The sequence below is a fragment of the Rhodopseudomonas faecalis genome (genome assembly GCF_003217325.1).
Taxonomy (GTDB): Bacteria; Pseudomonadota; Alphaproteobacteria; order Rhizobiales; family Xanthobacteraceae; genus Rhodopseudomonas; species Rhodopseudomonas faecalis.
In genome coordinates this window covers 14,858-41,398 of the sequence record NZ_QJTI01000029.1, presented here as the reverse complement: position 1 = coordinate 41,398, position 26,541 = coordinate 14,858, and the positions used below count along the sequence as shown (strand labels likewise).

Genomic DNA, 26,541 nt, shown 5'->3' with positions numbered 1-26,541 from the left:
CGCCTGCGCTCGCAAACTCCTCATCTACGCAAACACCGTCGTCCAGCGCGGCTCGCCATGGGTCGAAAACCACACCGCGCTCTAATGGTTGCTACAGTTCTGACGCTCGCGCGCTTTTGGGGCGGGTTCTCGGCCTGCCTGTTCGACAAGGTCAGGCGGTCTTCGTCATCGACCCGTCATGTGCCACTCATACGGTCCCGCGCTCCCAAACGGACCCGTTGTTATGACCAGGCACTTCGTCACCACCATTGCCGCCGCCATGCTGATCAGCTCGGCAGCCGCGGCGCAGACCATCTATCCGATCGACCGCGCCGAGATGGTGGCTGGCGCCAAGTTCGACCTCAAGGTCGAGTTCGCCGGCGAAGTGACCGCGGGCAACGCCTCACTGACCATCAATGGCACCGATGCCGCGACTCTGTTCGGCAAGGCGCCGGAGCTGATCGCGCGCGAGGACGGCAAGCCGCAATCGGCGCTGCTGCTGCGCGAGCTGACGCTGCCGGCTGGCCACTATCAGGTGCAGGCCTCCGATGGCAGCAGCCAACAGAGCGTTCGTTGGACGGTCTATGACACCGCGCCGCGCCGCGCGAAAAACGTCATCCTGTTCATTGGCGACGGGCTGTCGCCGGCGCATCGCATCGCGGCACGGCTGCTGTCCAAGGGCATCCGCGAGGGCAAGAGTTTTGGCAAGCTCGCGATCGACGACATGCCGCAAATGGCGCTGGTCGCGACCGCCGGCTCCGATTCTATCATCACCGACTCGGCCAATGCCGCCAGCGCCTATGCCACCGGCCACAAGACCGCGGTCAACGCCATGGGCGTCTATGCCGATCGCAGCGCCAGCCCGTTCGATGATCCCAAGGTGGAAACGATCGCTGAACTCGCCAAGCGCCGGCTCGGCCTTGCGGTCGGCATCGTCACCAATACCGAGATCGAGGACGCCACCCCGGCCGCGATGCTGACGCATACCAGGCGGCGCGCGGCCTATGATCAGATTGTCGAGCAGTTGTTTGCCGCTCAGCCGCAGGTGCTGATGGGCGGCGGCGGTGCGCATTTCCTGCCGAAAGAAGCCGGTGGCAAGCGCAAAGATGGCGCCGACTATTTTGCCAAGTTCCGCGATGCCGGCTATCGCATCGCGACCACCGCCACGGAACTCGATGCCGTCAGCAAGGACACTCCGCCAAAATTGCTCGGTCTGTTTGCGCCCGGCAATATGGACGGCGTGCTCGATCGCCGTTTCCTGAAAGGCGGCGGCGTTGCCAAAAATCCCGATCAGCCCGATCTCACCCAGCAGGTCGCGGTCGCGCTCGATGTGCTGTCGAAGCACGATGCCGGATTTTTTCTGATGGTCGAGTCGGGACTGATCGACAAATACGCCCATGCGCTCGACATGGAGCGCGCGGTCTACGACACCATCATGCTCGACAATGCGGTGCGCCAGACCCGCGACTGGGCGAAAGCACGCGGCGACGACACGCTGATCCTGGTGCTTGCCGATCACAATCATCCCAATGCGCTGGTTGGCACCATCAACGACGATATGAGCGCGCCGCCGAGCGGCACGGCGCGCGAGCGGATCGGCGTCTATGACAAGGCCGGTTTCCCGAACTACCCATCGCCCGATGCCGACGGCTATCCGGCGCGGATCGACGTCAGCCGCCGGCTGGCGATCCTGTCGGCCAGCCTGCCCGATCACTACGAGACTTTGCGCCCGAAGCTCGATGGCCCCAATGAGCCGACCACGCCCGGCGACACGCCAGGCACGTTCAAGGCCAATGACAAATACAAGGATGTGCCGGGCGCGGTGCTGCGGATCGGCAATCTGCCGGCGATGATGAATGCCAGCGTTCATTCCGGCGAGGATGTGATCCTCACCGCCACCGGCCCGGGCAGCGAGCGGGTGCGCGGTTCGATGGACAATACCGAGGTGTTTCGGGTGATGGCCGAAGCGCTGGGGTTGGCGGCAGCGAAAAAGGAATGATGGGTTGAGACCAAACTCTCCGCACGTCGTGGCCGGGCTTGTCCCGGCCATCCACGTCTTTGAACCTGCACGGCTGCTAAGACGTGGATCCCCGCGACCAGCGCGGGGATGACGGGGCAATGGCAGCGGCCGCTAAGCGTCGTTAGCGCACCGGACACCAGCCGCCGCGGTGGCCGCCATTGTAAGGGCGGCCATGACCGGCGGCGATCAGCGCCGCCGCCACATTGTCGGTGCGTTTGGTCGCGACATCGGCCAGCACCCGTCCATATTTGTCAGGACCGATATTGGTGATCGTCACCCCGCCTTCGGCCAGCATTGCGCGCAGCGCTGTGGCGGCTGCTTCCGCGCGGCGCAGCTCGTCGGCGCATTGCCCCTTCATCTCCGGTGCGTCGATGCCGCGCAGCCGCACCCGCTCGGTGATTTCGCTGCCATTCGACAGCCGTAACCGGGCGGAAAAGGTGTCGCCATCGACGACATAGAGCACCTTGGCGGCAAGTCGCTCGCCAGGGGCGGTCGGTTGCTGCCAGATTTCCCTGTTGTCCGGCGGAGTTCCTGGACTAGGCCATCGCAGCGCAAACTGGTCTGGCAACAGGCTGCCAATCGCGATGCCAAGCACGAATACCCAGGGCCACAGGCTCGTTGATCGCCGTCGCCAGGGCGTCAGCCTCCGCCGCCAGGGTGACGGAAAGCGCACCACCGATCCTGGTCGTGGAGCTGGGTACATATTCCTAGGCTACAGCGAGTCGCGATCGGTGCGCAACGTCAATCACAGATTGTGATTGACGGACTGATAACGCGCGTGCGTGCGGCGTCTGGTTGCTCCCGGAACCGCCGGCGACATCGCGATTGCAAATCGCGCAGCCCTCAAAAATCCGACGCGATGCCTTTGCGTTCCCAATCGCCATAGCGGGTCGGCTCCGGACCCTTCGGTCCGTTGATCTCCTTGGCGGCCTCCTTGGCTTCGGCTTCAGCCTTGGCGCGGCGTTCGGCCGCTTCGGCGAGCGCGCGCTGCGCCGCCGGCGACAGCACCTTGGCGGGCTGCTCGGCGGGCGCCTCATTGTCGGTGGTGGTTGCTTTGCTTTGTTCCGTCATCGGCACTCTCCCGCGCGACGGTTCCCAGCGTGAACCACCGGACGCTCATGGCGTGTTGGCTATCATCGGCTGGTTGCGCCGCGAAGTGGATTCTTACATTTGGCATATTCGCATGCCATCACGCACAACCCGTGAAAGATCGCGCCTTCGGCGTCGATCCGCAGCCTGCAATCATGATAGCCTGTTCGCATGCCCTCCACCAGATTCGCGCCGCCCTCCGAAGTCCCTGGCCTCGCTGCGCGCCGCATCGCCGCCGATATCCTCGACGGCGTGCTGCTCAAGCGCCGCACCTTGGACGATCAGCTTGATGGCGCTGCCGCCCATCCGGGTTTGAAGACGCTGTCCGATCGCGACCGCGCGCTGATGCGCCGGCTGGTCGCGACCATTTTGCGCCGGCTCGGCACGCTCAATCACGTGCTGGCGCGGCTGCTCGATCGCGGCGTGCCGACCGATGCGCCGCGCGCCCATAGCGCGCTGTTGATCGGCGCCGCGCAGATTCTCTGGATGGATGTACCCGACCATGCCGCGGTCGATCTGTCGGTGCGGCTGGTGCAGTCCGACCGGCGCGCCTCGCGCTATGCCGGGCTGGTCAATGCCGTGCTGCGGCGCTGCGCGCGCGAAGCCGCGCAGTTGATCGACGAATTGCAGGGCCAGTCGCCCGACGTGCCGTCCTGGCTTTTGGCGCGCTGGAGCGCGCATTATGGCGAGGACACCGCGCGCAAAATCGCTCAGGCGCTCGGCGAAGAACCCTCGCTCGATCTCACCGTGAAATCCGATCATGAGGCCTGGGCCACGCGGTTGCATGGCGAAGTGCTGCCGACCGGCACGGTGCGCACGTTGCTGCAAGGCTCGGTGCGCATGCTGCCCGGCTATGATGACGGCCAATGGTGGGTGCAGGATGCCGCCGCCGCGCTGCCGGCGCGGCTGTTCGGCGAGGTCGCCGGCCAGCGCATTCTCGATCTCTGTGCCGCGCCCGGCGGCAAGACCGCGCAGCTCGCCCATGCCGGCGCGATCGTCACCGCGATCGATCGCTCACCGAACCGGATCGCGCGCCTGCAGGAAAATCTGACCCGGCTGTCGCTCAAGGCCGAAACCGTGGTCGCCGACGCCACCGAATGGGGCGACGGCCACAGCCTCTATGACGGCATTCTGCTCGATGCGCCTTGTTCGTCCACAGGCACCATCCGCCGCCATCCCGACATCGCCTGGCTGAAACAGGACAGCGACATCGCCGCGCTGTGCGATCTGCAAAGCCGGCTGCTGCGCAAGGCGTCATCGCTGCTGCGGCCGGGCGGGCTGCTGGTCTATTGCACCTGCTCGCTCGAGCCCGAAGAGGGCGAACAGGCGATCGCGGCGCTGCTGGCGGCGGATTCGTCGCTGAGCCGGGTACCGGTCACGGCCTCCGAAGTGGCGGGGCTTTCGGAGATCATCACGGCGCAGGGCGAGCTGCGCACCCTGCCGTGCCATCTGCCGCATGCCGATCCGCGCTTTGCCGGGCTTGACGGCTTCTATGCCGCGCGGCTGCTCAAAGCCCCTTAATCTCTGTTTTTCAATCGGTTATAGCGAGCCGGGCCGACTCGTCGCGGCGGTCTTGCACACCCAAAGGTGTGCCCGAGAGATTTCCGGACTAGAACAGGTGCAGAAAAGTCTCGTTAAATCTGGTGCGTTCTGATTCACACCATGTCGTCATGGGCGCGCCGTCCGGATCTCCAGCGCGGGGCGCCGCTGCACCATCCATTTGCGCACGAAAGGTTGCTAGGAACAGGCGTGGGGAAAGAGGGGGCTACAACGTGACGCGACTCTGGGAACCGGGACGCTAGCGCCGGTGTCGGGAGCCTATCGCAGACGCCTGTCAACGCTGGTTCTGGGCCGGTTCGCCCGGAACGTGATGGCGCGCGTCACGCAGGGCACGCTGGCGGTGTCGCGGCTGTGGCCGGGGCGCACCGACCGGCTGACCATCGCCCCCAATGATCTGCGCACTGCCGACGCCACCCGCGCCGCGGAGATCTATGCCGGCCGCTTCGTGTTCGCCGGCAAGATCGTCACCTGCCATGGCCGTTCGATCTTCGAGCACGAACCGCCGTCCCATGATTGGGAAGTGGCGTTGCTCGGCTTTGGCTGGCTGCGCCATCTGCGCGCCGCCGACACCGCCATCACCCGCGCCAATGCGCGCTCCTTGGTCGATGAATGGATGACGCTCGGCGGCCGGCGCCGCCCGGCCGGCAACCGCCCCGAAGTGATGGCGCGCCGGGTGATCTCGCTATTGTCGCAGGCGCCGCTGGTGCTGAGCGACACCGACGGCAAATTCTATCGGCGCTATTTGCGCGCGCTCGCCGGTGAAATCCGGGTGCTGCGCTTCCCGACCGGCAACATTCCCGATGGCCTGCCGCGGCTGCAGGTCACGATCGCGCTGTGTTACGCCTCGCTGTGTCTTGCCAATCAGGCGCGCTACATCCGCTCGGCGTCGCGCCGGCTGTCGGACGAGCTGCAACGCCAGATTCTGCCCGATGGCGGCCATTTCTCGCGCAATCCCGGCGCGCTGATCGAGCTGATGATCGATCTGTTGCCGCTGCGGCAGACTTTTTCGGCGCGCAACATCGCGCCGCCGCCGGCGCTGCTCAATGCCATCGACCGCATGATGCCGATGCTGCGCTTCTTCCGCCATGGCGACGGCAATTTCGCGCTGTTCAACGGCATGAGCAGCACGCCCACCGATCTCTTGGCGACGCTGCTGGCCTATGACGACACCCATGGCAGCCCGATGGCGAGCATGCCGCATTCCGGTTTTCAGCGGCTCGACGCCGCCGCGCTGACCGTGATCGTCGATACCGGCCCGCCGCCGCCGCCCAATGTCAGCGACGAAGCCCATGCCGGCTGCCTGTCGTTCGAGATGTCGTCGGGCCCGAGCCGGATCGTGGTCAATTGCGGCGTGCCGACCTCCGGGCGCGACAATTGGCGGGTCTTTGCCCGCGCCACCGCGGCGCATTCCACCGTGACCTATCACGACAGCTCGTCGTGTCAGTTCGTGGAGCGCGGCGCGATGAAGCGGTTCTTGCGCGGCGCGCCGATCGTGTCCGGCCCCTCGAATGTCGAGGTCTATCGCGAGGTCGGACCGAACGGCACCACGCTCACCGCCTCGCATGACGGTTATCAGTCGCGCTTCAACATCATCCATCGCCGGGTGCTGACCATGGCGCCGGATGGCTCGCGGCTCGATGGCGAGGATACGCTGTCGCCGCCGTCGGGCGGCCGCATCAAGGGCGGCGAGGGCAGTTTCGCCGTGCGTTTCCATTTGCATCCGGCGGTCAAGGCCAATCGGCTCGACGATGCCCGTGCGGTGGTGCTGGTGCTGCCCTCGCGCGAGGTCTGGACCTTCGAGGCCCATGACGACAAGGTCGATCTCGAGGAAAGCGTGTTTTTGGCCGGCAATGACGGGCCGCGCCGCAGCGTGCAGATCGTGGTGCGCCAGGATGCCAAGCACAACGCCACCGTGCGCTGGAGTTTTACCCGCTCCGCTGCCGGCTCGCCGAGCGCCACCGCCGCGCGCCGCAGCGCCAGCCGGGCGCCGCAATTGCCGCTGTAAGGCGCGCCGGAGCGGGTCGCGCGGCCGCCCAAACCGCGCGCTATCAGCAGTTTGGCGCGGCAAAGTCAGCAATTATTCGTCAATTGCCGACGCTGTGGTTCCGTGGCCAGGCAATCCATGCTAGGCGGCGTCTCGAATTGACGCGCCCCGCTGTGAAGCTCGTCGGCGCATTCAACCCATATCATATTACCGAGAACAATCGACATGACTGACCATCCGCGCCGTATCACCCGCGCCTTGCTGTCCGTTTCCGACAAAACCGGCCTGATCGAATTCGCCACCGCGCTCGCGGCGCGCGGCATCGAACTGGTGTCGACCGGCGGCACCGCCAAGGCGATCGCGGCCGCGGGGCTGGCGGTCAAGGACGTGTCCGACCTGACCGGCTTTCCGGAAATGATGGATGGCCGGGTCAAGACCCTGCATCCCAAGGTCCATGGCGGCCTGCTGGCGATCCGCGGCAATGCCGAGCACGTCAAGGCGATGGGCGACCACGGCATCGTGCCGATCGATCTCTTGGTGGTGAACCTCTATCCGTTCGAGGCCACCGTCGATAAGGGCGCCGGCTACGAGGACTGCATCGAGAATATCGATATCGGTGGTCCGGCGATGATCCGCGCGGCCGCCAAGAACCACGACGACGTCGCGGTGGTGGTGGAAGCCGCCGATTATCAGGCGGTGCTCGACGAACTCGCCGCCCATGACGGCGCCGTCACGCTGACGCTGCGCAAGCGCCTGGCCGCCAAGGCCTATGCCCGCACCGCCGCCTATGACGCCGCGATCTCGAACTGGTTCGCCACCCAGCTCAAGACCGACGCGCCGGACTTCCGCGCGGTCGGCGGCCGGCTGATCCAGAGCCTGCGCTATGGCGAAAACCCGCATCAGAACGCGGCGTTCTACGCCACGCCGGAGAAGCGTGCGGGCGTCGCCACCGCGCGCCAGGTGCAGGGCAAGGAACTGTCCTACAACAACATCAACGACACCGACGCCGCCTATGAATGCGTCGGCGAGTTCGACGCGAGCCGCACCGCGGCCTGCGTGATCGTCAAGCACGCCAATCCCTGCGGCGTCGCCGAGGGGAGCAGCCTGCTCGACGCCTATCGCAAGGCGCTGGCCTGCGACTCGACCTCGGCGTTCGGCGGCATCGTCGCGCTCAACCGCACGCTCGATGCCGAAGCGGCGCGCGCCATCACCGAGATCTTCACCGAAGTGATCATCGCGCCGGACGCGACCGACGAAGCGATCGCGATCGTCGCCGCCAAGAAGAACCTGCGGCTGCTGCTCGCCGGCAGCCTGCCGGACCCGCGCGCCAACGGCCTGACCTACAAGACCGTGGCCGGTGGTCTGTTGGTGCAGAGCCGCGACAATGCCGTGGTCGATGACATGGTGCTGAAGGCGGTGACCAAGCGTCAGCCGACCGAAGCCGAGCTGCGCGATCTGAAGTTCGCGTTCCGGGTCGCCAAGCACGTCAAGTCGAACACCATCGTATACGCCAAGGATCTCGCCACGGTCGGCATCGGCGCCGGTCAGATGAGCCGGGTCGATTCCGCGCGCATCGCGGCGCGCAAGGCCGAGGACGCCGCTGCCGAGCTGAAGCTGGCGGCGCCGATGACCAAGGGCTCGGTGGTGGCCTCCGATGCGTTCTTCCCGTTCGCCGACGGCCTGCTGGTGGCGATCGAGGCCGGCGCCACCGCGGTGATCCAGCCGGGCGGTTCGGTGCGCGACGATGAAGTGATCAAGGCCGCCGACGACGCCGGCATCGCCATGGTGTTCACCGGCACCCGCCACTTCCGGCACTAAGACCAATCGTCCTCAAGGGGACTGGCAATGCCCGCGCTTTGCGCGGGCATTCGCGTTTTAGGAGCCGTGTAGGGTTTGAATACCAACGGCTCCCACCAATGACCGTCATGCCCGCGCTTGTCGCGGGTATCCACGTCTTACACGCTGACCAAGTTCAAAGACGTCGATGGCCGGGACGAGCCCGGCCATGACGATTAGTTAGGTGGTATCGACGATGAAGCGATAGCGGGACAGCGAATGATCGCGATCCCGCTGCGCGTGCTTCAGGCCGCGGCACCGCCGTGCTGCTGGCGCTGGGGTTGCCGGGCAGCACGCTTGGCTTCCACGGCGGCGGCGAGTTCGTGCAGCACGCTTTCGGTGGTCGCCCAGTCGATGCAGCCATCGGTGATGCTCTGGCCGTAGGTCAGCGGCTTATTCGGCACCACATCCTGCCGGCCGGCCGCGATGTTGCTCTCGATCATCAAGCCAATGATGCGGTTGTCACCGGCCGCCACCTGACGCGCCACGTCGGCCGCCACCGCCGGCTGATTTTCCGGCTTCTTGCCGCTGTTGGCGTGGCTGGTATCGATCATCACGCGCGGCGCGACGCCGACCTTGCCGAGCACGACTGCGGCGGCATCAACACTTGCGGCATCAAAGTTCGGCGCAACGCCGCCGCGCAGGATGATGTGGCAGTCGCTGTTACCCGTGGTCGCCGCGATCGCGTTGCGGCCGCCCTTGGTGACCGCCATGAAATGATGCGGCTGCGCGGCCGATTTCACGGCCTCGGCCGCGATCCGGACATTGCCGTCGGTGCCGTTCTTGAAGCCGATCGGGCACGACAGGCCGGACGCCAGCTCGCGATGGATCTGGCTTTCGGTGGTGCGCGCGCCGATCGCGCCCCAGGCGATCAGATCGGCGATGTATTGCGGCGTAATCAGATCGAGGAATTCGGTCGCGGCCGGCAAGCCGAGCTTGTTGACGGCCGCGAGCACCTGCCGCGCCAGCCGCAGCCCCTTGTCGATCCGGAAGCTGCCGTCGAGATCGGGGTCGTTGATCAGCCCTTTCCACCCCACAGTGGTGCGCGGCTTTTCGAAATACACCCGCATCACGATCACGAGCCGGTCGGCGAGGGCCTCGCGCAGCGCCGCCAGACGGCTGGCATAGTCCATGGCCGCAGCCGGATCGTGAATCGAACAAGGGCCGACGATGACAATCAGTCGGTCGTCGGCCCCGGTGAGGATGTCGTGAATCGCGCTGCGGGCGGCGGCAACGGTGCGCGTCGCGGCAAGCGTGCGCGGAATCTCGCGCATCACCTCGTCGGGTGTACTGAGTTCGGTGATCTGCTTGAGGCGAAGGTCGTCGGTGGTGGTCAACACGGCAGTTAGCTCCTGATCAGGAGACCCGCCGGCTTAAACGAAAAAGCCGCCAGGTCTGGCGGCTTTTCGGATTTGATGCTGCAATCTTCAGATCGAGCGCAATCCTCCCGCCGCCAGCGAGCTGTCGTAATAAAAGTACCAAAACGAGGCGGTCGAGTGGATCATGGTCGTCCTATAGCCCAGACCGGCCTGATTGTCCACGCGCGCGTTTTCGTGCGGCGGCAATACCGTTCTGCGCCGAGAAAACCTGTCAAACCATCACCTTAGCGCTTGGTCACCGCCGTACCCGCACCGTGGCCAGCAGCGCCAGACCAGCGACAAAGAACAGCACCAGCACCGCAAGCCCGCCTTTCTGGCTGGCGGTGAGCGCGGTGATCAGCCCGATCAGCATCGGGCCGATGAACGCGGTGACCTTGCCGGTCAGCGCGAACAGCCCAAAGAACTGCGCAACGCGATCGCGCGGCGCCAGCTTGATCAGCAGCGTGCGTGAGGCCGCTTGCAGCGGGCCGCCTGCAATGCCGATCAGACTGCCGAGCAGCAGATAGGCTTGTTCCGCGGGCGAGGCGAACAGCCCGCCGCCCGGCTGCGGCGGCGTCACCGCCATGAACAGAATGGAATCGCGGTCGATCAGCAGGATGCCGAACACCGCGATCAGCAGCAGCACCAGGCTGCCGGCGATCACCCGCTTCGGCCCGAACGCATCGTCGAGCTTGCCGCCGAGATAAGCGCCGCACGCCGCGGCGATCGCCAGCAGCACGCCGAACGTGCCGATCTCCAGCGTGTGCCAACCAAAGGTGCCGGCCGCATAGATGCCGCCAAAGGCAAACAGCGACACCAGCCCGTCGGTGTAGATCATGTTGGCGATCAGAAAGGTCGCCATCGCGCGGTGCTTTGGCAATTGCCGCAGCGTGTCGCGCAGCTCGGCAACTCCCTGGCGCAGCGCCGAGCGCACTTTGCTGCGCGCCGGGAAATCCGGCGTGAACAGAAACATCGGCAGCACGAACACCACGAACCACAGCGCGGTCAGCGGCCCGGTGATGCGGTCGCCTTGATGCGTCGCTGGATCGAGCCCGAACCAGGGCGTGATGCCGAACAGCGTGCGGCCGGTCTCCGGGCTGCCGGCGAGAAAGCCCAGCACCAGCACCAGCGACAGGATGCCGCCGACATAGCCGGTGGCCCAGCCGGTGCCGGACAGTCGGCCGATCTTTTCCGGCGGCACCAGCGTCGGCATCATCGCATTGTTGAATACGGTGGCGAATTCGACGCCGATGGTGGCGATGCCATAGGCGATCAGCAGCGGCAGGATCAGACTGGGATCGCCCGGCTTGCCGAACCACATCAGCGACGAGCCGATCACCAGCAGCGCGCCGAATGCGAAGATCCAGGGCTTGCGCCGGCCGCTGGCATCGGCGACCGCGCCGAGCAGCGGCGATGCCAGCGCGATCACCAAACCGGCGCTGCCGGTGGCAAAGCCCCACCATGATTGTCCGGTCGCCGGATCAGGCGCCACGAAGGTGGTGAAATAGGGGGCGAAGATGAAGGTGGTGATCAGCGTGAAATAGGGCTGCGCCGCCCAATCGAACAAAATCCAGCCGATCACGGCGCGGCGCGGCGGATAGCTGGTGGGGGCGAGCGGCGTGCTCCCCGGCAAAGTGTCCGCCATGTCGCTGGTTCCTCCCGACAGATGCCCGCTTTGCCACAGCCGCGTCTTTCAGGATAGCTTTCCGAACCATGGTGCAGACAACGTTTTTCCGGATCCGCCGCGGGCCGCATCGGCTGGCGTCGCTGCTGCTTTATTGCGGCATCATCACGGCGCTGCTGCTCGGCATCGCCAGCGCCCAGGACCGCCGCGGCGCCAGCGCGCCGCTCGGCGCACCAATGGCGGTGGTCGGCACGCGCGGCATGGTGGTCGCGCAGGAGCGGCTCGCCGCCGAGGTCGGCCGCGACGTGCTGGCCAAGGGCGGCAATGCGGTCGACGCCGCGGTCGCGACCGGTTTTGCGATGGCGGTGACTTATCCGCGCGCCGGCAATATCGGCGGCGGCGGTTTCATGCTGATCCACCGCGCCGGCGGCGATGACGTCGCGATCGACTATCGCGAGACCGCGCCGGCCGCCGCCACTCGCGACATGTTCCTCGGCGCCGATGGCAAGCCCGACAACGCCAAATCGCGCGACAGCGCACTCGGCATCGGCGTGCCCGGCACGGTCGCCGGGCTGACGCTGGCGCTGGAGAAATACGGCTCCGGCAAATTCTCGCTCGCTGAACTGCTGCAACCGGCGATCGCGCTGGCGCGCGATGGCTTTGTGGTCAGCGACGACCTTGCCGATACGTTGCCGGATTGGCATCGCCGGCTGACGCGCTGGCCCTCGACCGCGCGCGTGCTGGCGCGGCCTGATGGTGGTCCCTATCGCGAGGGCGACCGGCTGGTGCAGGCCGATTTGGCCGTCACGCTCGAAGCGATCGCGGCGCAGGGCGCGCGCGGCTTTTATGACGGTCCCGTCGCCGACAGACTGGCGCGCGCGGTGCAGGATGCCGGCGGCCTGATCACGACCGAGGATCTGCGCTCCTATCAGGCGCTGATCCGCACGCCGCTGCGTGGCAGCTACCGCGGCTATGACATCGTGGCGATGCCGCTGCCATCCTCGGCCGGGCCGGTGCTGATCGAGTCGCTCAACATTCTGGAAGGGCTGCCGCTGCGCGATGCGCCGCAAGGCTCGGCGCAGTCGCTGCATTGGCTGATCGAGGCGATGAAGCGCGGCTATGCCGACCGTGCCCGCTATCTCGGCGATCCGGCATTCGTCGATGCGCCGCTGTCGCGGCTGCTCGACAAGGATTTTGCCGCCAAGCAGCGCGCCTCGATTCACGCCGATCGCGCCACGCCCGCGACCGAGATGTTGCCGCCGCCGCGCGAGGGCGACAACACCACCCATTTTTCGGTGGTCGATGCGCAGGGCAACGCGGTCAGCAACACCACCACGCTGAATTTCTCCTATGGCGTCGGGCTGATCGCCGAGGGCACCGGCGTCTTGCTCAACAACGAGCTTGATGACTTCACTGCCGCGCCCGGCGCCGCCAATGCCTTTGGCCTCGTTGGCTTTGAAGCCAATTTGCCGGGCCCCGGAAAACGGCCGCTGTCATCAATGGCGCCGACCATCGTGCTGAAAGACGGCAAAGTGCTGCTGGTCACCGGCTCGCCGGGCGGCAGCCGGATCATTTCCGCGGTGCTGCAGGTGATGGTCAATGTGCTCGACTACCAGATGGACGTCGCTGCCGCGGTGGCGGCGCCGCGCGTCCATCATCAATGGCAGCCCGATGAAGTGCGGGTCGAGCGCGGCTTCGATCCGGCGGTGCTGGGCGCGTTGCAGAGCAAAGGCCACCAGATCGTGACGCCGCTCGGCCAGACCTCGGCCAACTCGATCCTGATGACCGCGCAAGGCCCGCGCGGCGCACCCGATCCGCGCACCCGCGGCGCGGCAGCGGCAGCGGAGTAACGCTTGGCGCGGCCGGTCGACACAAGCCGCGCGACCAATGATCTGCTTGGTGGCTGCCGCGATTTCCGTTAGCACGGCAGATCAAGGAAACACGCGCCACGGCGCCAACCAAGGGACGGAACATGGCATCACTGCAAGGCAAAACGCTGTTCATCACCGGCGCGAGCCGCGGCATTGGATTGGCGATCGCGCTGCGCGCGGCGCGCGACGGCGCCAATGTCGCGATCGCGGCCAAGACCGCGGAGCCGCATCCCAAACTGCAGGGCACCATCTACACCGCCGCCGAGGAAATCCGCGCTGCGGGCGGCCGGGCGCTGCCGCTGGTGTGCGACATTCGCGACGAAGCCCAGGTGATTGCCGCGATCGATCAGACCGTGGCCGAATTCGGCGGCATCGACGTCTGTGTCAACAATGCCAGCGCGATCAGCCTGACCAACTCGCAGGCCACCGATATGAAGCGCTACGACCTGATGATGGGCATCAACAGCCGCGGTACCTTCATGGTGTCGAAATATTGCATTCCGCATCTGAAGAAGTCGGACAATCCGCATATCCTGATGCTGTCGCCGCCGCTCGATATGAATGTGAAATGGTTCGAGCATTCCACCGCTTATACCATGGCGAAGTTCGGCATGAGCATGGTGGTGCTCGGCCTGTACGGCGAGCTGAAGCGCGCCGGCATCGCGGTCAACGCGCTGTGGCCGCGCACCACGATTGCCACCGCCGCGGTCGGCAATCTGCTCGGCGGCGACGCCATGATCCGTTGCAGCCGCACCCCGGAGATCATGGGCGATGCCGCGCATGCGATCCTCACCAAGCCGGCGCGGGAATTCACCGGGCAGTTCTGCATCGACGACAAGGTGCTCTATGCCGCCGGCGTCACCGATTTCGAGCACTACCGGGTCGATCCGAGCGCGCAGCTGATGTCGGACTTCTTCGTGCCGGATGATGACGTGCCGCCGCCTGGCGTCAGCGTGATGCCGCTGCCGTCAGTCTCGGCCGCCAAGGCGTAACGCGGCCGCTCCTAACCCACTACAGACCAGGCACGGCGGTCCGCCCCGCGCGGACCGCCGGTCGCTTGCGGCAAAGTTGTTGAAATGATCACCATCATATGAACAATGGGGCCGGGCGGCTTAAGACCGCCAGTCATCAGGAGGAAGCCACCATGCCCGCCGCGCCGCAGTTCCTGTTCGACGTCGGCAGTCCCAATGCCTATCTTGCCCATCTCGCGATCCCGGCGATCGAACAGCGTATCGGCGTCAAGTTCGACTACGTGCCGGTGCTGCTCGGCGGCATCTTCAAGGCCACCAACAACAAGTCGCCGATCGAGGCGCTGGCCGGCATCAAGAACAAGCTGGAATTCATGGAGACCGAGACCCGGCGTTTCCTCAAGCGCTACAACGTGCCGCGCTATGTCTGGAACCCGCATTTCCCGGTCAATACCTTGAACCTGATGCGCGGCGCGGTCGCCGCGCGCCGGGAGGGTATCTTGGCGCCCTATGTGGAGGCGGCGTTCTTCCATATGTGGGCGGAGCCAAAGCCGATGGGCGACCTGCAGGTCGCGGCGGCGGCGCTGACCGCGTCCGGGCTCGACGGCGCTGGCCTTCTCGAGCGCGCGCAGCATCCCGATGTCAAAGCCGAACTGATCGCCAATACTGAGGACGCGGTGAAGCGCGGCGCGTTCGGCGCGCCGACCTTCTTTGTCGGTGACGAGATGTTCTTTGGCAAGGAACAGCTGCGCGATGTCGAGGAGATGTTTGCGTAGTTGATCGCGCGGAAGCCATTGAGTGCGCGCGATACGATCAGAGCAGCAGGAGAGCGAGATGGCCGACCGCAACGCGACTGCCGCGGTGATCGGCGCCGGCGATTACATCGGCGCCGAGATCGCCAAGAAATTTGCCGCCGAAGGTTTTACGGTGTTTGCCGGGCGGCGCCAGGGCGACAAGCTGCAGCCGCTGGTCGAGGAGATCGAAGCCGCGGGCGGCCGGGTGGTGGCGCGATCGCTTGATGCCCGCGACGAGCAGCAGGTGGCGGGCTTTCTGAATGAAGCCGACGCGCATGCGCCGCTCGAGGTCTGCATCTTCAATGTCGGCGCCAATGTCCGTTTTCCGATTCTCGACACCAGCAACCGGGTGTTCCGCAAGGTGTGGGAGATGGCGTGCTATGCCGGCTTTCTCAGCGGGCGCGAAGCGGCCCGGCTGATGATGCCGCGCGGCCGCGGCGCGATCTTCTTCACCGGCGCCACCGCCAGCCTGCGCGGCGGTGCCGGCTATGCGGCCTTTGCCGCTGCCAAATTCGGGCTGCGCGCGGTGGCTCAGGCGATGGCGCGGGAACTCGGGCCGCACAACATCCATGTCGCGCATCTGATCATCGACGCCGGGGTCGACACCGCCTGGGTGCGCGAGCGCCGCGCCGAAGCCGGCTCGTCGTTCGATCCGGGCGCCGTGCTGATGCCGCCAGCAGCGGTGGCCGATGCCTATTGGCAGCTTTATCAGCAGCCCAATAGCGCCTGGACTTTTGAAATGGATATCCGGCCGTTCAAGGAGAAATGGTAGCCGCGCGCGATCTGCCGGTTCCACCTCGCCGTTGCAGCTGACCGTTCCAATTGGCCCGCGCGAAGCGCGTGTCTTGGCCGCCAAAATGCGCTAACAGCGACGCAAGGCCGGTGATAACGGCGTGAGGGGAGCGAGATGCGGATTCTGGTGGTCGGCGCCGGCGCGGTCGGCGGCTATTTTGGTGGGCGTCTGGTCGAGGCCGGGCGCGACGTCACCTTCCTGGTGCGGCCGCGGCGTGCGCAGCAATTGCGCAGCGATGGCCTGGTGATCAAAAGCCCGCATGGCGATGTCACGCTGACCCCGAAGCTGCTGCTCACCGAACAATTGGCCGAGCCGTTCGATCTGGTGCTGCTGAGCTGCAAGGCGTTCGATCTCGATGCCGCGATGGCGTCGATCCGTGCCGCGATCGGTCCAACCACCGTGATCTTGCCGCTGCTCAATGGCCTCGCCCATCTCGACGCGCTCGATGCCGCCTTTGATGCTGAGCGGGTGCTGGGCGGGCAATGCGTGATCGCGGCCACGCTCGATGGCGACGGCCATGTGGTGCAGCTCGTGCCGATGAACGCCATCACCTTTGGCGAGCGTGATGGCACGCTGTCGCTGCGCGTGCAGGCGATCGCCGAAACGCTCAAGGGTGCCGGCTTTGAGGTTCATGCCAGCACCGCGATTCTGCAGGAGATGTGGGAGAAGTGGGTGTTCGTGGCGACGCTGGCCGGCGTCACCACGCTGATGCGCGGGCCGGTCGGCGCGATCATGGCCAGCCCGGGCGGCCCTGAGTTCATTTTAGGCGTGCTCGACGAATGCTGCGCGGTCGCCGAGGCCGCCGGTTATCCGCCGCGCGCGCCGTCGCTGACGCGCACGAGAGCACTTTTGACCACTCAAGGATCGTCACTGACCGCCTCGATGTTCCGCGACATCCAGGCCGGCGCGCCGATCGAAGCGAATCACATGATCGGCGATCTGATCGCGCGCGGTGAAACGAGCAAAGTGCCGGTGCCGCGACTGCACATTATTCTCACTCACTTGGCTACCTACGAGCAGCTGCGCCGGTAAGGCAATTTTACCGATAATGCAGTTTTGTTCTCAGACTTTCGTCGCAAGGTATTTGCCAATCTGAGAAAAGCGGCGACGCTGCCATCTGGAATTAGAATACTTCTGCAAATGCTTGGCCCTCTGCGAAGCGTTTGCGTGCGGCTCTGGCCACCTCTGCCTACCGAATGAGCAATTTGATTTCGATCAAATGGAATGCGATGAAAACGCATTTGCTGAATGGCACCGTCCTGCTTGAGAAGCTGACCCCATGACCCAGGCCCTGACTTCGAAACGAATCACCGTCGGCGAGGGGGGCTTGATCGCCTTCTTCGTCGTCCTGGCTGCTTACTGCGTCCTTGGCGTGTTCAAGGCGCAGGATGGCGCTTTCGCTTTCCACGCCGCGATATTGGCGGCGGTCAGCGTCTGGGCCGTGGTGGCGATCATCACCCGCTATTCCGCGCGCGGTGCGCTGCCGCCGCAGGAAATCAACGGCGTCCCCAATTACAATCTCGGGCCGGTGAAGTTCACTGCCTTCATGGCGATGTTCTGGGGCATTGCCGGGTTCACGGTCGGGGTGATCATCGCCTCGCAGCTGGCGTTCCCGGCGCTCAATCTCGGCGAATGGGTCAATTTCGGACGGCTGCGGCCGCTACACACCTCCGCGGTGATTTTTGCCTTCGGCGGCAACGTGCTGATCGCCACCTCGTTCTACGTGGTGCAGAAAACCTCGCGGGCGCGGCTCGCCGGCGAACTGGCGCCCTGGTTCGTGGTGATCGGCTACAACCTGTTCATCGTGATCGCCGGCACCGGCTATCTGCTCGGCGTCACCCAGAGCAAGGAATACGCGGAACCGGAATGGTACGCGGACCTGATGCTCACCGTGATCTGGGTGGTCTATCTGCTGACCTTCGTGATGACGCTGATGAAGCGCAAAGAGCCGCACATCTACGTCGCCAACTGGTTCTATCTTGCCTTCATCATCACCATTGCGGTGCTGCATCTCGGCAATAACCCGACCGTGCCGGTGTCGTTCTTCGGCTCAAAATCCTACATCGCCTGGGGCGGTGTGCAGGACGCCATGTTCCAGTGGTGGTACGGCCACAACGCGGTCGGCTTCTTCCTGACTGCCGGCTTCCTGGCCATCATGTACTACTTCATCCCGAAGCGGGCCGAGCGGCCGGTCTATTCCTATCGGCTGTCGATCATCCACTTCTGGGCGCTGATCTTCCTGTACATCTGGGCCGGTCCGCACCATCTGCACTACACCGCGCTGCCGGACTGGACGCAGACGCTCGGCATGACGTTCTCGATCATGCTGTGGATGCCGTCCTGGGGCGGCATGATCAACGGCCTGATGACGCTGTCCGGCGCCTGGGACAAGCTGCGCACTGACCCCGTGCTGCGCATGCTGGTGGTGTCGGTGGCGTTCTACGGCATGTCCACCTTTGAAGGCCCGATGATGGCCATCAAGGTGGTGAACTCGCTCAGCCACTACACCGACTGGACCGTCGGCCACGTGCATTCCGGTGCGCTCGGCTGGGTTGGCTTCGTGTCGTTCGGCGCGCTGTACTGCCTGGTGCCGTGGGTCTGGAACCGCAAGCAACTCTACAGCCTGAAACTCGTCAACTGGCACTTCTGGATCGCGACGCTCGGGATCGTGCTCTACATCTCCTCAATGTGGGTGTCCGGCATCCTGCAAGGCCTGATGTGGCGTGCGTACACCTCGCTCGGCTTCCTCGAATATTCGTTCATCGAGACGGTCGAAGCGATGCACCCGTTCTATGTGATCCGCGCTGCGGGTGGCGGACTGTTCCTGATCGGAGCGCTGATCATGGCCTACAATCTCTGGATGACGGTGCGTGTCGGCGAATCGTCGGAAACGCAGCCGCGCGTTGCGCTTCAGGCCGCTGAATAGGAGATCTCACAATGTCATTCTGGGATCGCCACAAGATCTTCGAAAAGAACTCCATCATCCTGATCATCGGCATTGTCGTGGTGATCTCGATCGGCGGATTGGTCGAAATCGGGCCGCTGTTCTATCTCAAGAGCACCATTGAGAAGGTCGACGGCGTGCGGCCCTATACGCCGCTCGAGCTTGCCGGCCGCAACGTCTACATCCGCGAAGGCTGCTATCTGTGCCATTCGCAGATGATCCGCCCGCTGCGCGACGAAGTGGAACGCTACGGCCACTTCTCGCTGGCGGCGGAAAGCATGTACGATCATCCGTTCCAGTGGGGATCGAAGCGCACCGGGCCTGATCTCGCCCGGGTCGGCGGCAAATATTCCGACGACTGGCACGTCACCCATCTGAAGAACCCGCGGGCGATCGTGCCGCAATCGGTGATGCCGAACTACGCCTTCCTCGCCAAGAACGAGGTCAACAGCAGCAACATTGCCGAACATCTGCGCACCAACCGGCTGGTCGGCGTGCCCTACACCGACGAGCAGATCGCCAGTGCCACCGAGGACATGAAGGCGCAGGTCGATCCGGACAGTCCCGGCGCGGCCGAGCTGATGAAGCGCTATCCCAAGGCCGTGGTGCGTAATTTCGACGGCAAGGACGGCAATCCCACCGAGATGGATGCGCTGATCGCCTATCTGCAGATGCTCGGTACGCTCGTCGATTTCAAACTCTACGACGCAAAAGCCAACCTGCGGTGATGGAGCGGTGACATGAAAGCAATTCTCGCCGCCGACAATTTCATCTCGGACTTCGTGCTGACGTTCTGGACGCCGCTGTTCGTCGGTCTCTTCATCGCCATCGTGGTTTACGCCCTTTGGCCGCGCAACAAGGCGAAATTCGATGCCGCGGCCCGCATGCCGCTGCGGGAGGATTGATGAACATGGCTGACCACGCACCTCATGGCGAACTCGACAAAGTCACCGGCAGGACCACGACCGGCCACGAATGGGATGGCATTCAGGAACTCAATACGCCATTGCCGCGCTGGTGGGTGTGGACCTTTTACGCCACCATCGTCTGGTCGATCGCTTATTGGATCGTCTATCCGGCGTGGCCCTTGGTGAAGGACCACACCACCGGCTGGTTCAACTACTCCTCGCGCGCCGACGTCGCGGTGGAACTCGCCAAGCTCGACGCGATCCGCGGCGGCAAGATGGCAGCGCTCTCGACCGCTTCGCTTGAAGATATCCAGAAGGACCCGGCCCTGCTGGCGATGGCGCGTGCCAAGGGCAAGGCGGTGTTCGGCGACAATTGCGCGCCCTGTCACGGCACCGGCGCCACCGGCTCCAAGGGCTTCCCCAACCTCAATGACGACGATTGGCTGTGGGGCGGCTCGCTTGACCAGATCATGAAAACCATCCAGTTCGGCGCGCGCTCGGGCCATGCCGAAGCGCATGAAGGCCAGATGCTGGCGTTCGGCAAGGAAGGCGTGCTCAAGCCCGACGAGATCGTCACGGTCGCCAACTACGTGCGCTCGCTGTCGGGGCTTCCGACCCGGCCGGGCTTCGACAAGGCCGCCGGCGAGAAGCTGTTCACGGAGAATTGCGTGGCGTGTCATGGCGAGGACGCCAAGGGTAATCCCGAGCTTGGCGCGCCGAATCTCACCGATAAAATCTGGCTCTACGGTTCGGATGAAGCCAGCATCATTGAAACCGTCACCAATGGACGGGCCGGCGTGATGCCGTCATGGGAAGGCCGGCTTGATACCGGCACCATCAAGGCGATGGCCGTTTACGTACATTCACTAGGCGGGGGCAAATAAGCAGTCGTGAGTGCCGCGCGCCGCGGACAAGTTTCATGGCGTGCGACACTTGAGGTTAATCAAAGGCGTTCATCAGAGGGGAGCTAACCTTCCTCTCTGGTGGCGAGCAAAGCCCTCATCATGAACAAGACAGTGCTGCCGAGCGAACTCAACCCCGATCCCGATGGGCCGCTCTACGTAGCCCAAAAGAAGATCTATCCGCAGCGCGTGTCCGGAACGTTCCGGCGGATCAAGTGGATCCTGATGGCGGTGTGCCTGGGGATCTATTACTTCCTGCCCTTTGTGCGCTGGAACCGCGGGCCCGGTCTGCCGGATCAGGCGGTGCTGCTCGACCTGGCCAATAACCGCTTCTATTTCTTCTTCATCGAGCTGTGGCCGCAGGAAGTTTATTACTTCACCGGCCTGTTGATCATCGCCGCGATCGTGCTGTTCCTGATGAACTCGCTCGGCGGCCGGGTGTGGTGCGGCTATCTGTGCCCGCAGACGGTGTGGACCGATCTGTTCTATGCGGTCGAGCGCGCGATCGAGGGTGACCGCCGCGAGCGCATGAAGAAGGAGGCGGAAGGGTTGACGCTGCAGCGCGCCGCCGAACTGACGCTGAAACATTCGATCTGGCTGATGATCGCATGGTGGACCGGCGGCGCCTGGGTGCTGTATTTCGCCGATGCCCCGACCTTGATGAAGGAGCTGGTCACGTTCCAGGCGTCGATGGTCGCCTATATCTGGATCGGCATCCTGACTTTCACCACCTATGTGCTGGCCGGCTTCATGCGCGAGCAGGTCTGCGTCTATATGTGCCCGTGGCCGCGCATCCAGGCGGCGCTGACCGACGAATGGGCGCTGAACGTCACCTATAAATACGACCGCGGCGAAACCCGCACCTCGCTGAAAAAGGCCGAGCAAGCGCGCGCGGCGGGCGAGAAGGTCGGCGATTGCATCGACTGCAATCAATGCGTGGCGGTGTGCCCGACCGGCATCGATATCCGCGACGGCTCGCAGCTCGCCTGCATCCAGTGCGGGCTGTGCATCGACGCCTGCGACACCGTGATGAAGAAGATCGGCCGCGAGCCGCGGCTGATCGGCTATGACAACGACATCAACATCCATCGCCGCATGGAGGGTAAGCCGGAGGTGTTCCGGACCATCCGGGCGCGCACCGTGATCTACACGGTGCTGATCGCCGTGGTCGGCGCGATCATGCTGTACACGCTCAGCCATCGCACCCTGCTCGACGTCAACGTGCTGCACGACCGCAACCCGCTGGCGGTGCGGCTCAGCGATGGCTCGGTGCGTAACGGCTACACTATGCGCGTGCTCAACAAGCAGGGCATCGATCGTGTGGTGTCGGTCGAGGTCGAAGGCCCGCCGTCCGCGACCCTTCAGGTGATCGGCGTGGAGGCCGCGGCGGCTGAACGTCCGACCATTTCGATCGGCCGCGATCAGACGCTGGAACTGCGCGTGCTGGTCACAGTCGGCTCCGAGGAAAATCTCGACAAGTCGACCCCGGTCAGGTTCCGCGTCACCGATACCAAATCCGGCGAGGTCGCGGCCGCGACCGACAATTTCGTGACGCCGTGAGGCCAAGGAGTGCCCGATGAGCAAGTCGATCTCTTCACCACGTCCGCTCACCGGCCGCATGGTGCTCGGCTTGCTGCTCGGGTTCTTTGGCCTGGTGATCGGCGTCAATTTGCTGATGATGAAACTGGCGATCGATACTTTGCCAGGCACCAATGTCGATAGCGCCTATCTCGCCAGCCTGCGCTACGACAATGAAATCGCGGCGGCGCGCGAACAGGCGCAGCGCGATTGGAAGATCGACGCCAAGGTCGAGCGGCAGCCCGATGGGCTCGCGACCTTGCGCGTCGAGGCCCGCGATCACAACGGCGTGCCGCTGGCCGGGCTGACCTTCTTCGGCCGGCTGGAACGACCCGCCGACAAGCGCGGCGACAAGGAACTGACGCTCGCCGAGATCGGCGAGGGCATCTATCGGGGCCAGACCAGCGGCGTGCAGCCGGGTCTGTGGGAGCTGGTGCTGGAAGGCGATGCCACCGGCAACCGGGTGTTTCTGTCAAAGAATCGCATGGTGCTGAACTAGGATGCCGTCATGCTGATGACCCGGGACTTTTCTCACTACGTTAAAGACGTCGATGCCGACACCGCCCATCTCGATCTCGCGGTCGAGGGCGTGAGCTGCGCCGGCTGCATGGCCAAGATCGAGCGCGGGCTGTCCTCGATCCCGGACGTGACCCGGGCGCGCGTCAATTTCACCGATCGCCGGCTTGCCATCGAATGGAAGAAGGGCGCGCTCAACCCGGCGCTGTTCATCGATAGGCTCGCCGAACTCGGCTACAAGGCCTATCCGTTCGAGCCGATGCGCGCCGAGATCGAGGAAGCGAGCCGCGCCAAATGGCTGCTGACCTGCCTCGGCGTTGCCGCCTTCGCCAGCATGAACGTGATGATGCTGTCGATCCCGATCTGGGTCGGCACCGACATGCTGCCGGAGACCCGCGACTTCTTCCATTGGCTGTCGGCGCTGGTGGTGCTGCCGAGTGCGGCCTATGCCGGCCAGCCGTTCTTCAAATCGGCCTGGCAGGCGCTGCGCGCCCGCAGCGTCAATATGGACGTTCCGATCTCGATCGGCGTGATCCTGGCACTGGCGATGTCGCTAGTGGAAACCATCAATCACGCCGAGCACGCTTATTTCGATGCAGCGATCATGCTGCTCACCTTCCTGCTGGCGGGCCGGTTCCTTGATCAGAAGATGCGGCAGCGCACCCGCGCGGTCGCCGGCAATCTCGCGGCGCTGAAAGCGGAAACCGCCACCAAATTTGTCGGGCCCGATGAGATCCGCGAAGTGCCGATTGCAGCGGTTCAGCCCGGCGACATCGTGCTGCTGCGCGCTGGCGAGCGCTGCGCGGTCGATGGCGTGGTGATCGAAGGCCGCTCCGAGATCGATCAAAGCCTGATCACAGGCGAAACCCGCCATGTCGCCGCCGAGCGCGGCGTCGCGGTCTATGCCGGCACGCTCAACATGTCGGGCAGCCTGCGCATCAAAGTGTCGGCGGCGGCGGAAGGCACGCTGCTGGCGGAAATCTCGCGGCTGCTCGAGAATGCGCTGCAAGCGCGCTCGCGCTATGTGCAGCTCGCCGATCGTGCCTCGCGGCTTTATGCGCCGCTGGTTCATATCACCGCGCTACTGACGATGCTCGGCTGGGTGGCGTTTGGCGCCAGTTGGCACGACGCGATCGTCACCGCGATCGCGGTGCTGATCATCACCTGTCCATGCGCGCTCGGCCTGGCGATTCCCGCGGTGCAGACCGTGGCGTCGGGCGCGATGTTCCGCGCCGGCGTGCTGCTCAATTCCGGCGATGCCATCGAGCGCGTCGCCGATGTCGACACCGTGGTGTTCGACAAGACCGGCACGCTGACGTTGCCGGAACTCGACGTCGTCAATGCCGGCGCGGTGCCGCCCGCGGTGTTCGAGCTCGCCGGACGGCTGGCGCTCGCCAGCCATCACCCGGTCGCCGCCGCGGTGGCTCGCGCGGCGCAGGCGCGCTCGCCGCTCGCCGATGTGGTCGAGGAGCCGGGGCAGGGCGTACGCACCGTGCTCGACGGCCAGGAGCTGCGGCTCGGCAGCCCGGCCTATTGCGGCGCCGAGGCGCAAGCGCTGGCGGTGATGAGCGAGGATCCGGAAGTGTCGGTGGTGGCGTTCCGCCGCGGTGATGAGCGCTACGTATTTGCCGTGCGCCAGCAACTACGCGCCGACGCCAAGGACACGATCGCAGCGCTGCATGCCCGCGGCGTGATCGTCGAGCTGTTGTCGGGCGATCGCGAGCCGGCCGTGCGCCATGCGGCTGATACGCTTGGTGTCGCTATCTGGCAGGCGGGCGTCAAGCCGGCCGAGAAGATCGCGCATATCGAGGCGCTGAAGCGCCGCGGCCGCAAGGTGATGATGGTCGGCGACGGCATGAACGACGCGCCGGCGCTCGCGGCGGCGAGCGTGTCGATGTCGCCGATCAGCGCCGCCCATCTCAGCCAGAGCACCGCCGACCTGGTGTTTCTCGGCAAGGAACTGGCGCCGGTGGTGACGGCGATCGACTACGCGCGCAAGGCCATGCGGCTGATGCGTGAAAATCTCGGACTGGCGATCGGCTACAACGTGCTCGCGGTGCCGATCGCGATCTTCGGCTTCGCGACGCCGCTGATCGCCGCGGTGGCGATGTCCGGCTCGTCGCTGCTGGTGATGCTGAATGCGCTGCGTGCGCGTCGGGTGAATTAGGAGACTGCGTCATGGAAGTGATGGTGATCTTGGTTCCGCTGGCTCTGGCGCTCGGATTGCTGGGTCTGATCGGCTTCCTGTGGTCGCTGAAGAGCGGCCAATACGAGGACCTCGACGGCGCCGCCTGGCGGGCGATCGCCGATGACGAGCAGCCGCCGACCCCGGCCCCGGTGCAGCACGAACGCTGAGGCCATGGGGTGCGCCGCCGTTTTGGCGCGACCCGCCCCATCAAAGGATGCCCGTGCCGCAGAAGGGGAGTGAGATGCAGCCCCATATTGACAGCAGGTCATTCCCCGCTGCGGTGCTCGCGGAGAACGAACAACTCTTTTTGCGCGAGCCATTGACTTTGATGCCACCTATGGTGGAAAAGGCGCTTGTGGATCAAACGGCGGCGGGCATGCCGACCGTGATTGGTCCCATGAGCGACGCCCCCCTCGGCCAGCAGGCTGAGCCGGCGGGGGCGGATCCAGCGGTGCTGACCGAACGGGGATTGATGATGTCTTTGCGTCAGCGGTGGTCGAGCGTGGTATCGCGTGTGGTGGACGTGTGCAGTCGAATGCATCTGCCGTCCTGTTGTTGTTGAAGCAGAACCCCTTCAACCCCACCCCATTCGATTTCTTCAAACCAGAAAAGGCGCCGGCCAGCGAGCCGGGCGACGGGTTTGTCATGTCCACTGCATTCATCATTGAAGTTCAGTCGCACGCTGCCGGCATCGTGGTCCGCGATGGCCGTGCCTATCGGTTCCACGCCGCCAGCCACGATTTCAATCTGCTCGACGGCCGCGAATTCCGCTCGCCCGGCGAGGCGCACAAGGCGGCGCTGCGCCATCTAGCGTCGCTCGACAAGTCCAAGGCCGGCTCGCGTCCGGTCGTGGCCAAAGCGGCCTGAGCCGCTGCGCCGGATGATCGCGCCGCGCCCGCGGCGCGATGCCGGACCGATGGTTCGGGTTCTTGACAAGCTAAGCCATCGCGTGAAATAAAATCCCAAACGAGGCCGCGATGTCGTGGTCATTTGGAAGAAAGTTTCTCTCATGGCTGAATTGTCTGTCCCGCAGGTTGAATCGAACCGCCGGCTCGACGCGATCGACCGCAAAATCCTCACCGTGCTGCAAAATGACGCCTCGCTGTCGGTGGCGGAGATCGGCGATCGGGTCGGGCTGTCGTCGACGCCGTGCTGGAAGCGCATTCAGCGGCTCGAGGCCGATGGCGTCATCACCAAGCGGGTCGCGCTGGTCGATCAGAACAAGATCGGCCTGGGGCTCACGGTGTTCGTCTCGATCGAGAGCGGCGATCATTCCGACGCCTGGCTGAAGACGTTTGCCAACGCGGTCAGCGCGATGCCCGAAGTGATCGAGTTCTATCGCATGGCGGGCGATGTCGATTACATGCTGCGCGTGGTGGTCGCCGACATGCGCAGCTACGACATCTTCTACAAGAAGCTGATCAGCGCCGTGCCGCTCAAGAACGTCACCTCGCGCTTTGCGATGGAAAAGATCAAGTCGGTGACGGCGTTGCCGGTGCCGGCGCTGGAAGCGGCGTAATCGCGGCACTTATCGCGATTGATACCAGTCACGCAGCCCAGTCATGGCTGGGCGCGTTCCGGCTATCCACGTCTTTGCTCCTGAATCACTGAGTAAGACGTGGATGCCAG

General features: G+C 64.8%; 24 protein-coding genes. 20 read left to right on the top strand and 4 right to left on the bottom strand.

Features of this window, described 5'->3' with window-relative positions; all coding sequences use genetic code 11:
* Nucleotides 1–223: 223 nt before the first annotated feature.
* On the top strand, nt 224–1,978 hold the full coding sequence (locus BJ122_RS17360) for an alkaline phosphatase (protein ID WP_181418982.1): 1,755 nt from the start codon (nt 224–226) through the stop codon (nt 1,976–1,978).
* A gap of 142 nt (nt 1,979–2,120) precedes the next feature.
* On the opposite strand, the gene BJ122_RS17355 is transcribed toward BJ122_RS17360, so the two are convergent.
* The gene (locus BJ122_RS17355) at nt 2,121–2,594 is read right to left on the bottom strand and encodes a thermonuclease family protein (protein WP_245407779.1); all 474 of its coding nucleotides are present in this window, start codon (nt 2,592–2,594) and stop codon (nt 2,121–2,123) included.
* A gap of 248 nt (nt 2,595–2,842) precedes the next feature.
* Nucleotides 2,843–3,070 (bottom strand): DUF1674 domain-containing protein, encoded by a 228-nt coding sequence (locus BJ122_RS17350; RefSeq protein WP_110782440.1) that lies wholly within the window; start codon nt 3,068–3,070, stop codon nt 2,843–2,845.
* A gap of 189 nt (nt 3,071–3,259) precedes the next feature.
* Here BJ122_RS17350 and BJ122_RS17345 point away from each other — a divergent pair, with 189 nt between their 5' ends.
* The 3 genes from BJ122_RS17345 to purH all read left to right on the top strand — a co-directional run bounded on the left by BJ122_RS17345 (nt 3,260) and on the right by purH (nt 8,450).
* Complete coding sequence (locus BJ122_RS17345) at nt 3,260–4,609, top strand: RsmB/NOP family class I SAM-dependent RNA methyltransferase (RefSeq protein WP_110782439.1); 1,350 nt, start codon at nt 3,260–3,262, stop codon at nt 4,607–4,609.
* A 286-nt stretch (nt 4,610–4,895) separates the two neighbouring features.
* On the top strand, nt 4,896–6,653 hold the full coding sequence (locus BJ122_RS17340; protein WP_110782438.1) for a heparinase II/III family protein: 1,758 nt from the start codon (nt 4,896–4,898) through the stop codon (nt 6,651–6,653).
* A gap of 204 nt (nt 6,654–6,857) precedes the next feature.
* Complete coding sequence (gene purH / locus BJ122_RS17335) at nt 6,858–8,450, top strand: bifunctional phosphoribosylaminoimidazolecarboxamide formyltransferase/IMP cyclohydrolase (protein WP_110782437.1); 1,593 nt, start codon at nt 6,858–6,860, stop codon at nt 8,448–8,450.
* A 263-nt stretch (nt 8,451–8,713) separates the two neighbouring features.
* On the opposite strand, the gene BJ122_RS17330 is transcribed toward purH, so the two are convergent.
* A complete protein-coding gene (locus BJ122_RS17330) occupies nt 8,714–9,808 on the bottom strand; it encodes a 3-deoxy-7-phosphoheptulonate synthase (protein ID WP_110782436.1) in 1,095 nt (364 codons plus the stop codon).
* Between the two features lie 274 nt (nt 9,809–10,082).
* Complete coding sequence (locus BJ122_RS17325) at nt 10,083–11,471, bottom strand: MFS transporter (protein WP_110782435.1); 1,389 nt, start codon at nt 11,469–11,471, stop codon at nt 10,083–10,085.
* A gap of 68 nt (nt 11,472–11,539) precedes the next feature.
* On the opposite strand from BJ122_RS17325, the gene ggt reads away from it, so the two are divergent.
* From ggt to BJ122_RS17245, 16 genes are all read left to right on the top strand, one after another.
* Nucleotides 11,540–13,300 carry a gamma-glutamyltransferase gene (ggt, locus tag BJ122_RS17320; RefSeq protein ID WP_181418981.1) on the top strand — a complete coding sequence of 587 codons (1,761 nt, stop codon included), beginning with the start codon at nt 11,540–11,542 and terminating at the stop codon, nt 13,298–13,300.
* Between the two features lie 122 nt (nt 13,301–13,422).
* A complete protein-coding gene (locus tag BJ122_RS17315; RefSeq protein ID WP_110782434.1) occupies nt 13,423–14,313 on the top strand; it encodes an SDR family oxidoreductase in 891 nt (296 codons plus the stop codon).
* A gap of 152 nt (nt 14,314–14,465) precedes the next feature.
* Complete coding sequence (locus tag BJ122_RS17310) at nt 14,466–15,065, top strand: 2-hydroxychromene-2-carboxylate isomerase (RefSeq protein WP_110782446.1); 600 nt, start codon at nt 14,466–14,468, stop codon at nt 15,063–15,065.
* 58 nt (nt 15,066–15,123) lie between these two features.
* The gene (locus tag BJ122_RS17305; protein WP_110782433.1) at nt 15,124–15,855 is read left to right on the top strand and encodes an SDR family NAD(P)-dependent oxidoreductase; all 732 of its coding nucleotides are present in this window, start codon (nt 15,124–15,126) and stop codon (nt 15,853–15,855) included.
* Nucleotides 15,856–15,990: 135 nt separating this feature from the next.
* On the top strand, nt 15,991–16,908 hold the full coding sequence (gene panE, locus BJ122_RS17300; protein ID WP_110782432.1) for a 2-dehydropantoate 2-reductase: 918 nt from the start codon (nt 15,991–15,993) through the stop codon (nt 16,906–16,908).
* Between the two features lie 247 nt (nt 16,909–17,155).
* Complete coding sequence (gene ccoN, locus BJ122_RS17295; protein WP_110782431.1) at nt 17,156–18,802, top strand: cytochrome-c oxidase, cbb3-type subunit I; 1,647 nt, start codon at nt 17,156–17,158, stop codon at nt 18,800–18,802.
* A gap of 11 nt (nt 18,803–18,813) precedes the next feature.
* Complete coding sequence (gene ccoO, locus BJ122_RS17290) at nt 18,814–19,548, top strand: cytochrome-c oxidase, cbb3-type subunit II (protein ID WP_110782430.1); 735 nt, start codon at nt 18,814–18,816, stop codon at nt 19,546–19,548.
* Between the two features lie 12 nt (nt 19,549–19,560).
* Nucleotides 19,561–19,725 carry a cbb3-type cytochrome c oxidase subunit 3 gene (locus BJ122_RS17285; protein ID WP_027279186.1) on the top strand — a complete coding sequence of 55 codons (165 nt, stop codon included), beginning with the start codon at nt 19,561–19,563 and terminating at the stop codon, nt 19,723–19,725.
* Nucleotides 19,726–19,730: 5 nt separating this feature from the next.
* A complete protein-coding gene (gene ccoP, locus BJ122_RS17280) occupies nt 19,731–20,612 on the top strand; it encodes a cytochrome-c oxidase, cbb3-type subunit III (RefSeq protein WP_110782445.1) in 882 nt (293 codons plus the stop codon).
* A gap of 120 nt (nt 20,613–20,732) precedes the next feature.
* Nucleotides 20,733–22,190, top strand: a complete 1,458-nt coding sequence (gene ccoG, locus BJ122_RS17275; RefSeq protein ID WP_110782429.1) for a cytochrome c oxidase accessory protein CcoG — start codon at nt 20,733–20,735, stop codon at nt 22,188–22,190.
* Nucleotides 22,191–22,206: 16 nt separating this feature from the next.
* Nucleotides 22,207–22,707: a FixH family protein gene (locus BJ122_RS17270; protein WP_110782428.1), complete on the top strand. Its 501-nt coding sequence runs from the start codon at nt 22,207–22,209 to the stop codon at nt 22,705–22,707.
* A gap of 9 nt (nt 22,708–22,716) precedes the next feature.
* A complete protein-coding gene (locus BJ122_RS17265; protein ID WP_110782427.1) occupies nt 22,717–24,891 on the top strand; it encodes a heavy metal translocating P-type ATPase in 2,175 nt (724 codons plus the stop codon).
* An 11-nt stretch (nt 24,892–24,902) separates the two neighbouring features.
* Nucleotides 24,903–25,079, top strand: coding sequence for a cbb3-type cytochrome oxidase assembly protein CcoS (gene ccoS / locus BJ122_RS17260; protein ID WP_110782426.1), 177 nt, complete (start codon nt 24,903–24,905; stop codon nt 25,077–25,079).
* 74 nt (nt 25,080–25,153) lie between these two features.
* Nucleotides 25,154–25,474 (top strand): hypothetical protein, encoded by a 321-nt coding sequence (locus tag BJ122_RS17255; RefSeq protein WP_146227218.1) that lies wholly within the window; start codon nt 25,154–25,156, stop codon nt 25,472–25,474.
* A gap of 83 nt (nt 25,475–25,557) precedes the next feature.
* Nucleotides 25,558–25,779, top strand: coding sequence for a hypothetical protein (locus BJ122_RS17250; RefSeq protein WP_110782444.1), 222 nt, complete (start codon nt 25,558–25,560; stop codon nt 25,777–25,779).
* Between the two features lie 142 nt (nt 25,780–25,921).
* The gene (locus BJ122_RS17245; RefSeq protein WP_110782424.1) at nt 25,922–26,431 is read left to right on the top strand and encodes an Lrp/AsnC family transcriptional regulator; all 510 of its coding nucleotides are present in this window, start codon (nt 25,922–25,924) and stop codon (nt 26,429–26,431) included.
* Nucleotides 26,432–26,541 lie beyond the last annotated feature (110 nt).

What these genes read in the sequence shown, in the direction of transcription:
- ccoP (WP_110782445.1), top strand. Translation starts at nt 19,731, where the DNA reads ATGGCTGACCACGCACCTCATGGCGAACTCGACAAAGTCACCGGCAGG.
- BJ122_RS17250 (WP_110782444.1), top strand. Translation starts at nt 25,558, where the DNA reads ATGTCCACTGCATTCATCATTGAAGTTCAGTCGCACGCTGCCGGCATC.
- BJ122_RS17360 (WP_181418982.1), top strand. Translation starts at nt 224, where the DNA reads ATGACCAGGCACTTCGTCACCACCATTGCCGCCGCCATGCTGATCAGC.
- BJ122_RS17245 (WP_110782424.1), top strand. Translation starts at nt 25,922, where the DNA reads ATGGCTGAATTGTCTGTCCCGCAGGTTGAATCGAACCGCCGGCTCGAC.
- purH (WP_110782437.1), top strand. Translation starts at nt 6,858, where the DNA reads ATGACTGACCATCCGCGCCGTATCACCCGCGCCTTGCTGTCCGTTTCC.
- panE (WP_110782432.1), top strand. Translation starts at nt 15,991, where the DNA reads ATGCGGATTCTGGTGGTCGGCGCCGGCGCGGTCGGCGGCTATTTTGGT.
- BJ122_RS17315 (WP_110782434.1), top strand. Translation starts at nt 13,423, where the DNA reads ATGGCATCACTGCAAGGCAAAACGCTGTTCATCACCGGCGCGAGCCGC.
- ggt (WP_181418981.1), top strand. Translation starts at nt 11,540, where the DNA reads ATGGTGCAGACAACGTTTTTCCGGATCCGCCGCGGGCCGCATCGGCTG.
- BJ122_RS17350 (WP_110782440.1), bottom strand. Translation starts at nt 3,070, where the DNA reads ATGACGGAACAAAGCAAAGCAACCACCACCGACAATGAGGCGCCCGCC.
- BJ122_RS17345 (WP_110782439.1), top strand. Translation starts at nt 3,260, where the DNA reads ATGCCCTCCACCAGATTCGCGCCGCCCTCCGAAGTCCCTGGCCTCGCT.
- BJ122_RS17305 (WP_110782433.1), top strand. Translation starts at nt 15,124, where the DNA reads ATGGCCGACCGCAACGCGACTGCCGCGGTGATCGGCGCCGGCGATTAC.
- BJ122_RS17265 (WP_110782427.1), top strand. Translation starts at nt 22,717, where the DNA reads ATGCTGATGACCCGGGACTTTTCTCACTACGTTAAAGACGTCGATGCC.
- BJ122_RS17285 (WP_027279186.1), top strand. Translation starts at nt 19,561, where the DNA reads ATGAAAGCAATTCTCGCCGCCGACAATTTCATCTCGGACTTCGTGCTG.
- BJ122_RS17270 (WP_110782428.1), top strand. Translation starts at nt 22,207, where the DNA reads ATGAGCAAGTCGATCTCTTCACCACGTCCGCTCACCGGCCGCATGGTG.
- BJ122_RS17310 (WP_110782446.1), top strand. Translation starts at nt 14,466, where the DNA reads ATGCCCGCCGCGCCGCAGTTCCTGTTCGACGTCGGCAGTCCCAATGCC.
- ccoG (WP_110782429.1), top strand. Translation starts at nt 20,733, where the DNA reads ATGAACAAGACAGTGCTGCCGAGCGAACTCAACCCCGATCCCGATGGG.
- ccoN (WP_110782431.1), top strand. Translation starts at nt 17,156, where the DNA reads ATGACCCAGGCCCTGACTTCGAAACGAATCACCGTCGGCGAGGGGGGC.
- BJ122_RS17255 (WP_146227218.1), top strand. Translation starts at nt 25,154, where the DNA reads ATGCAGCCCCATATTGACAGCAGGTCATTCCCCGCTGCGGTGCTCGCG.
- ccoO (WP_110782430.1), top strand. Translation starts at nt 18,814, where the DNA reads ATGTCATTCTGGGATCGCCACAAGATCTTCGAAAAGAACTCCATCATC.
- ccoS (WP_110782426.1), top strand. Translation starts at nt 24,903, where the DNA reads ATGGAAGTGATGGTGATCTTGGTTCCGCTGGCTCTGGCGCTCGGATTG.
- BJ122_RS17325 (WP_110782435.1), bottom strand. Translation starts at nt 11,471, where the DNA reads ATGGCGGACACTTTGCCGGGGAGCACGCCGCTCGCCCCCACCAGCTAT.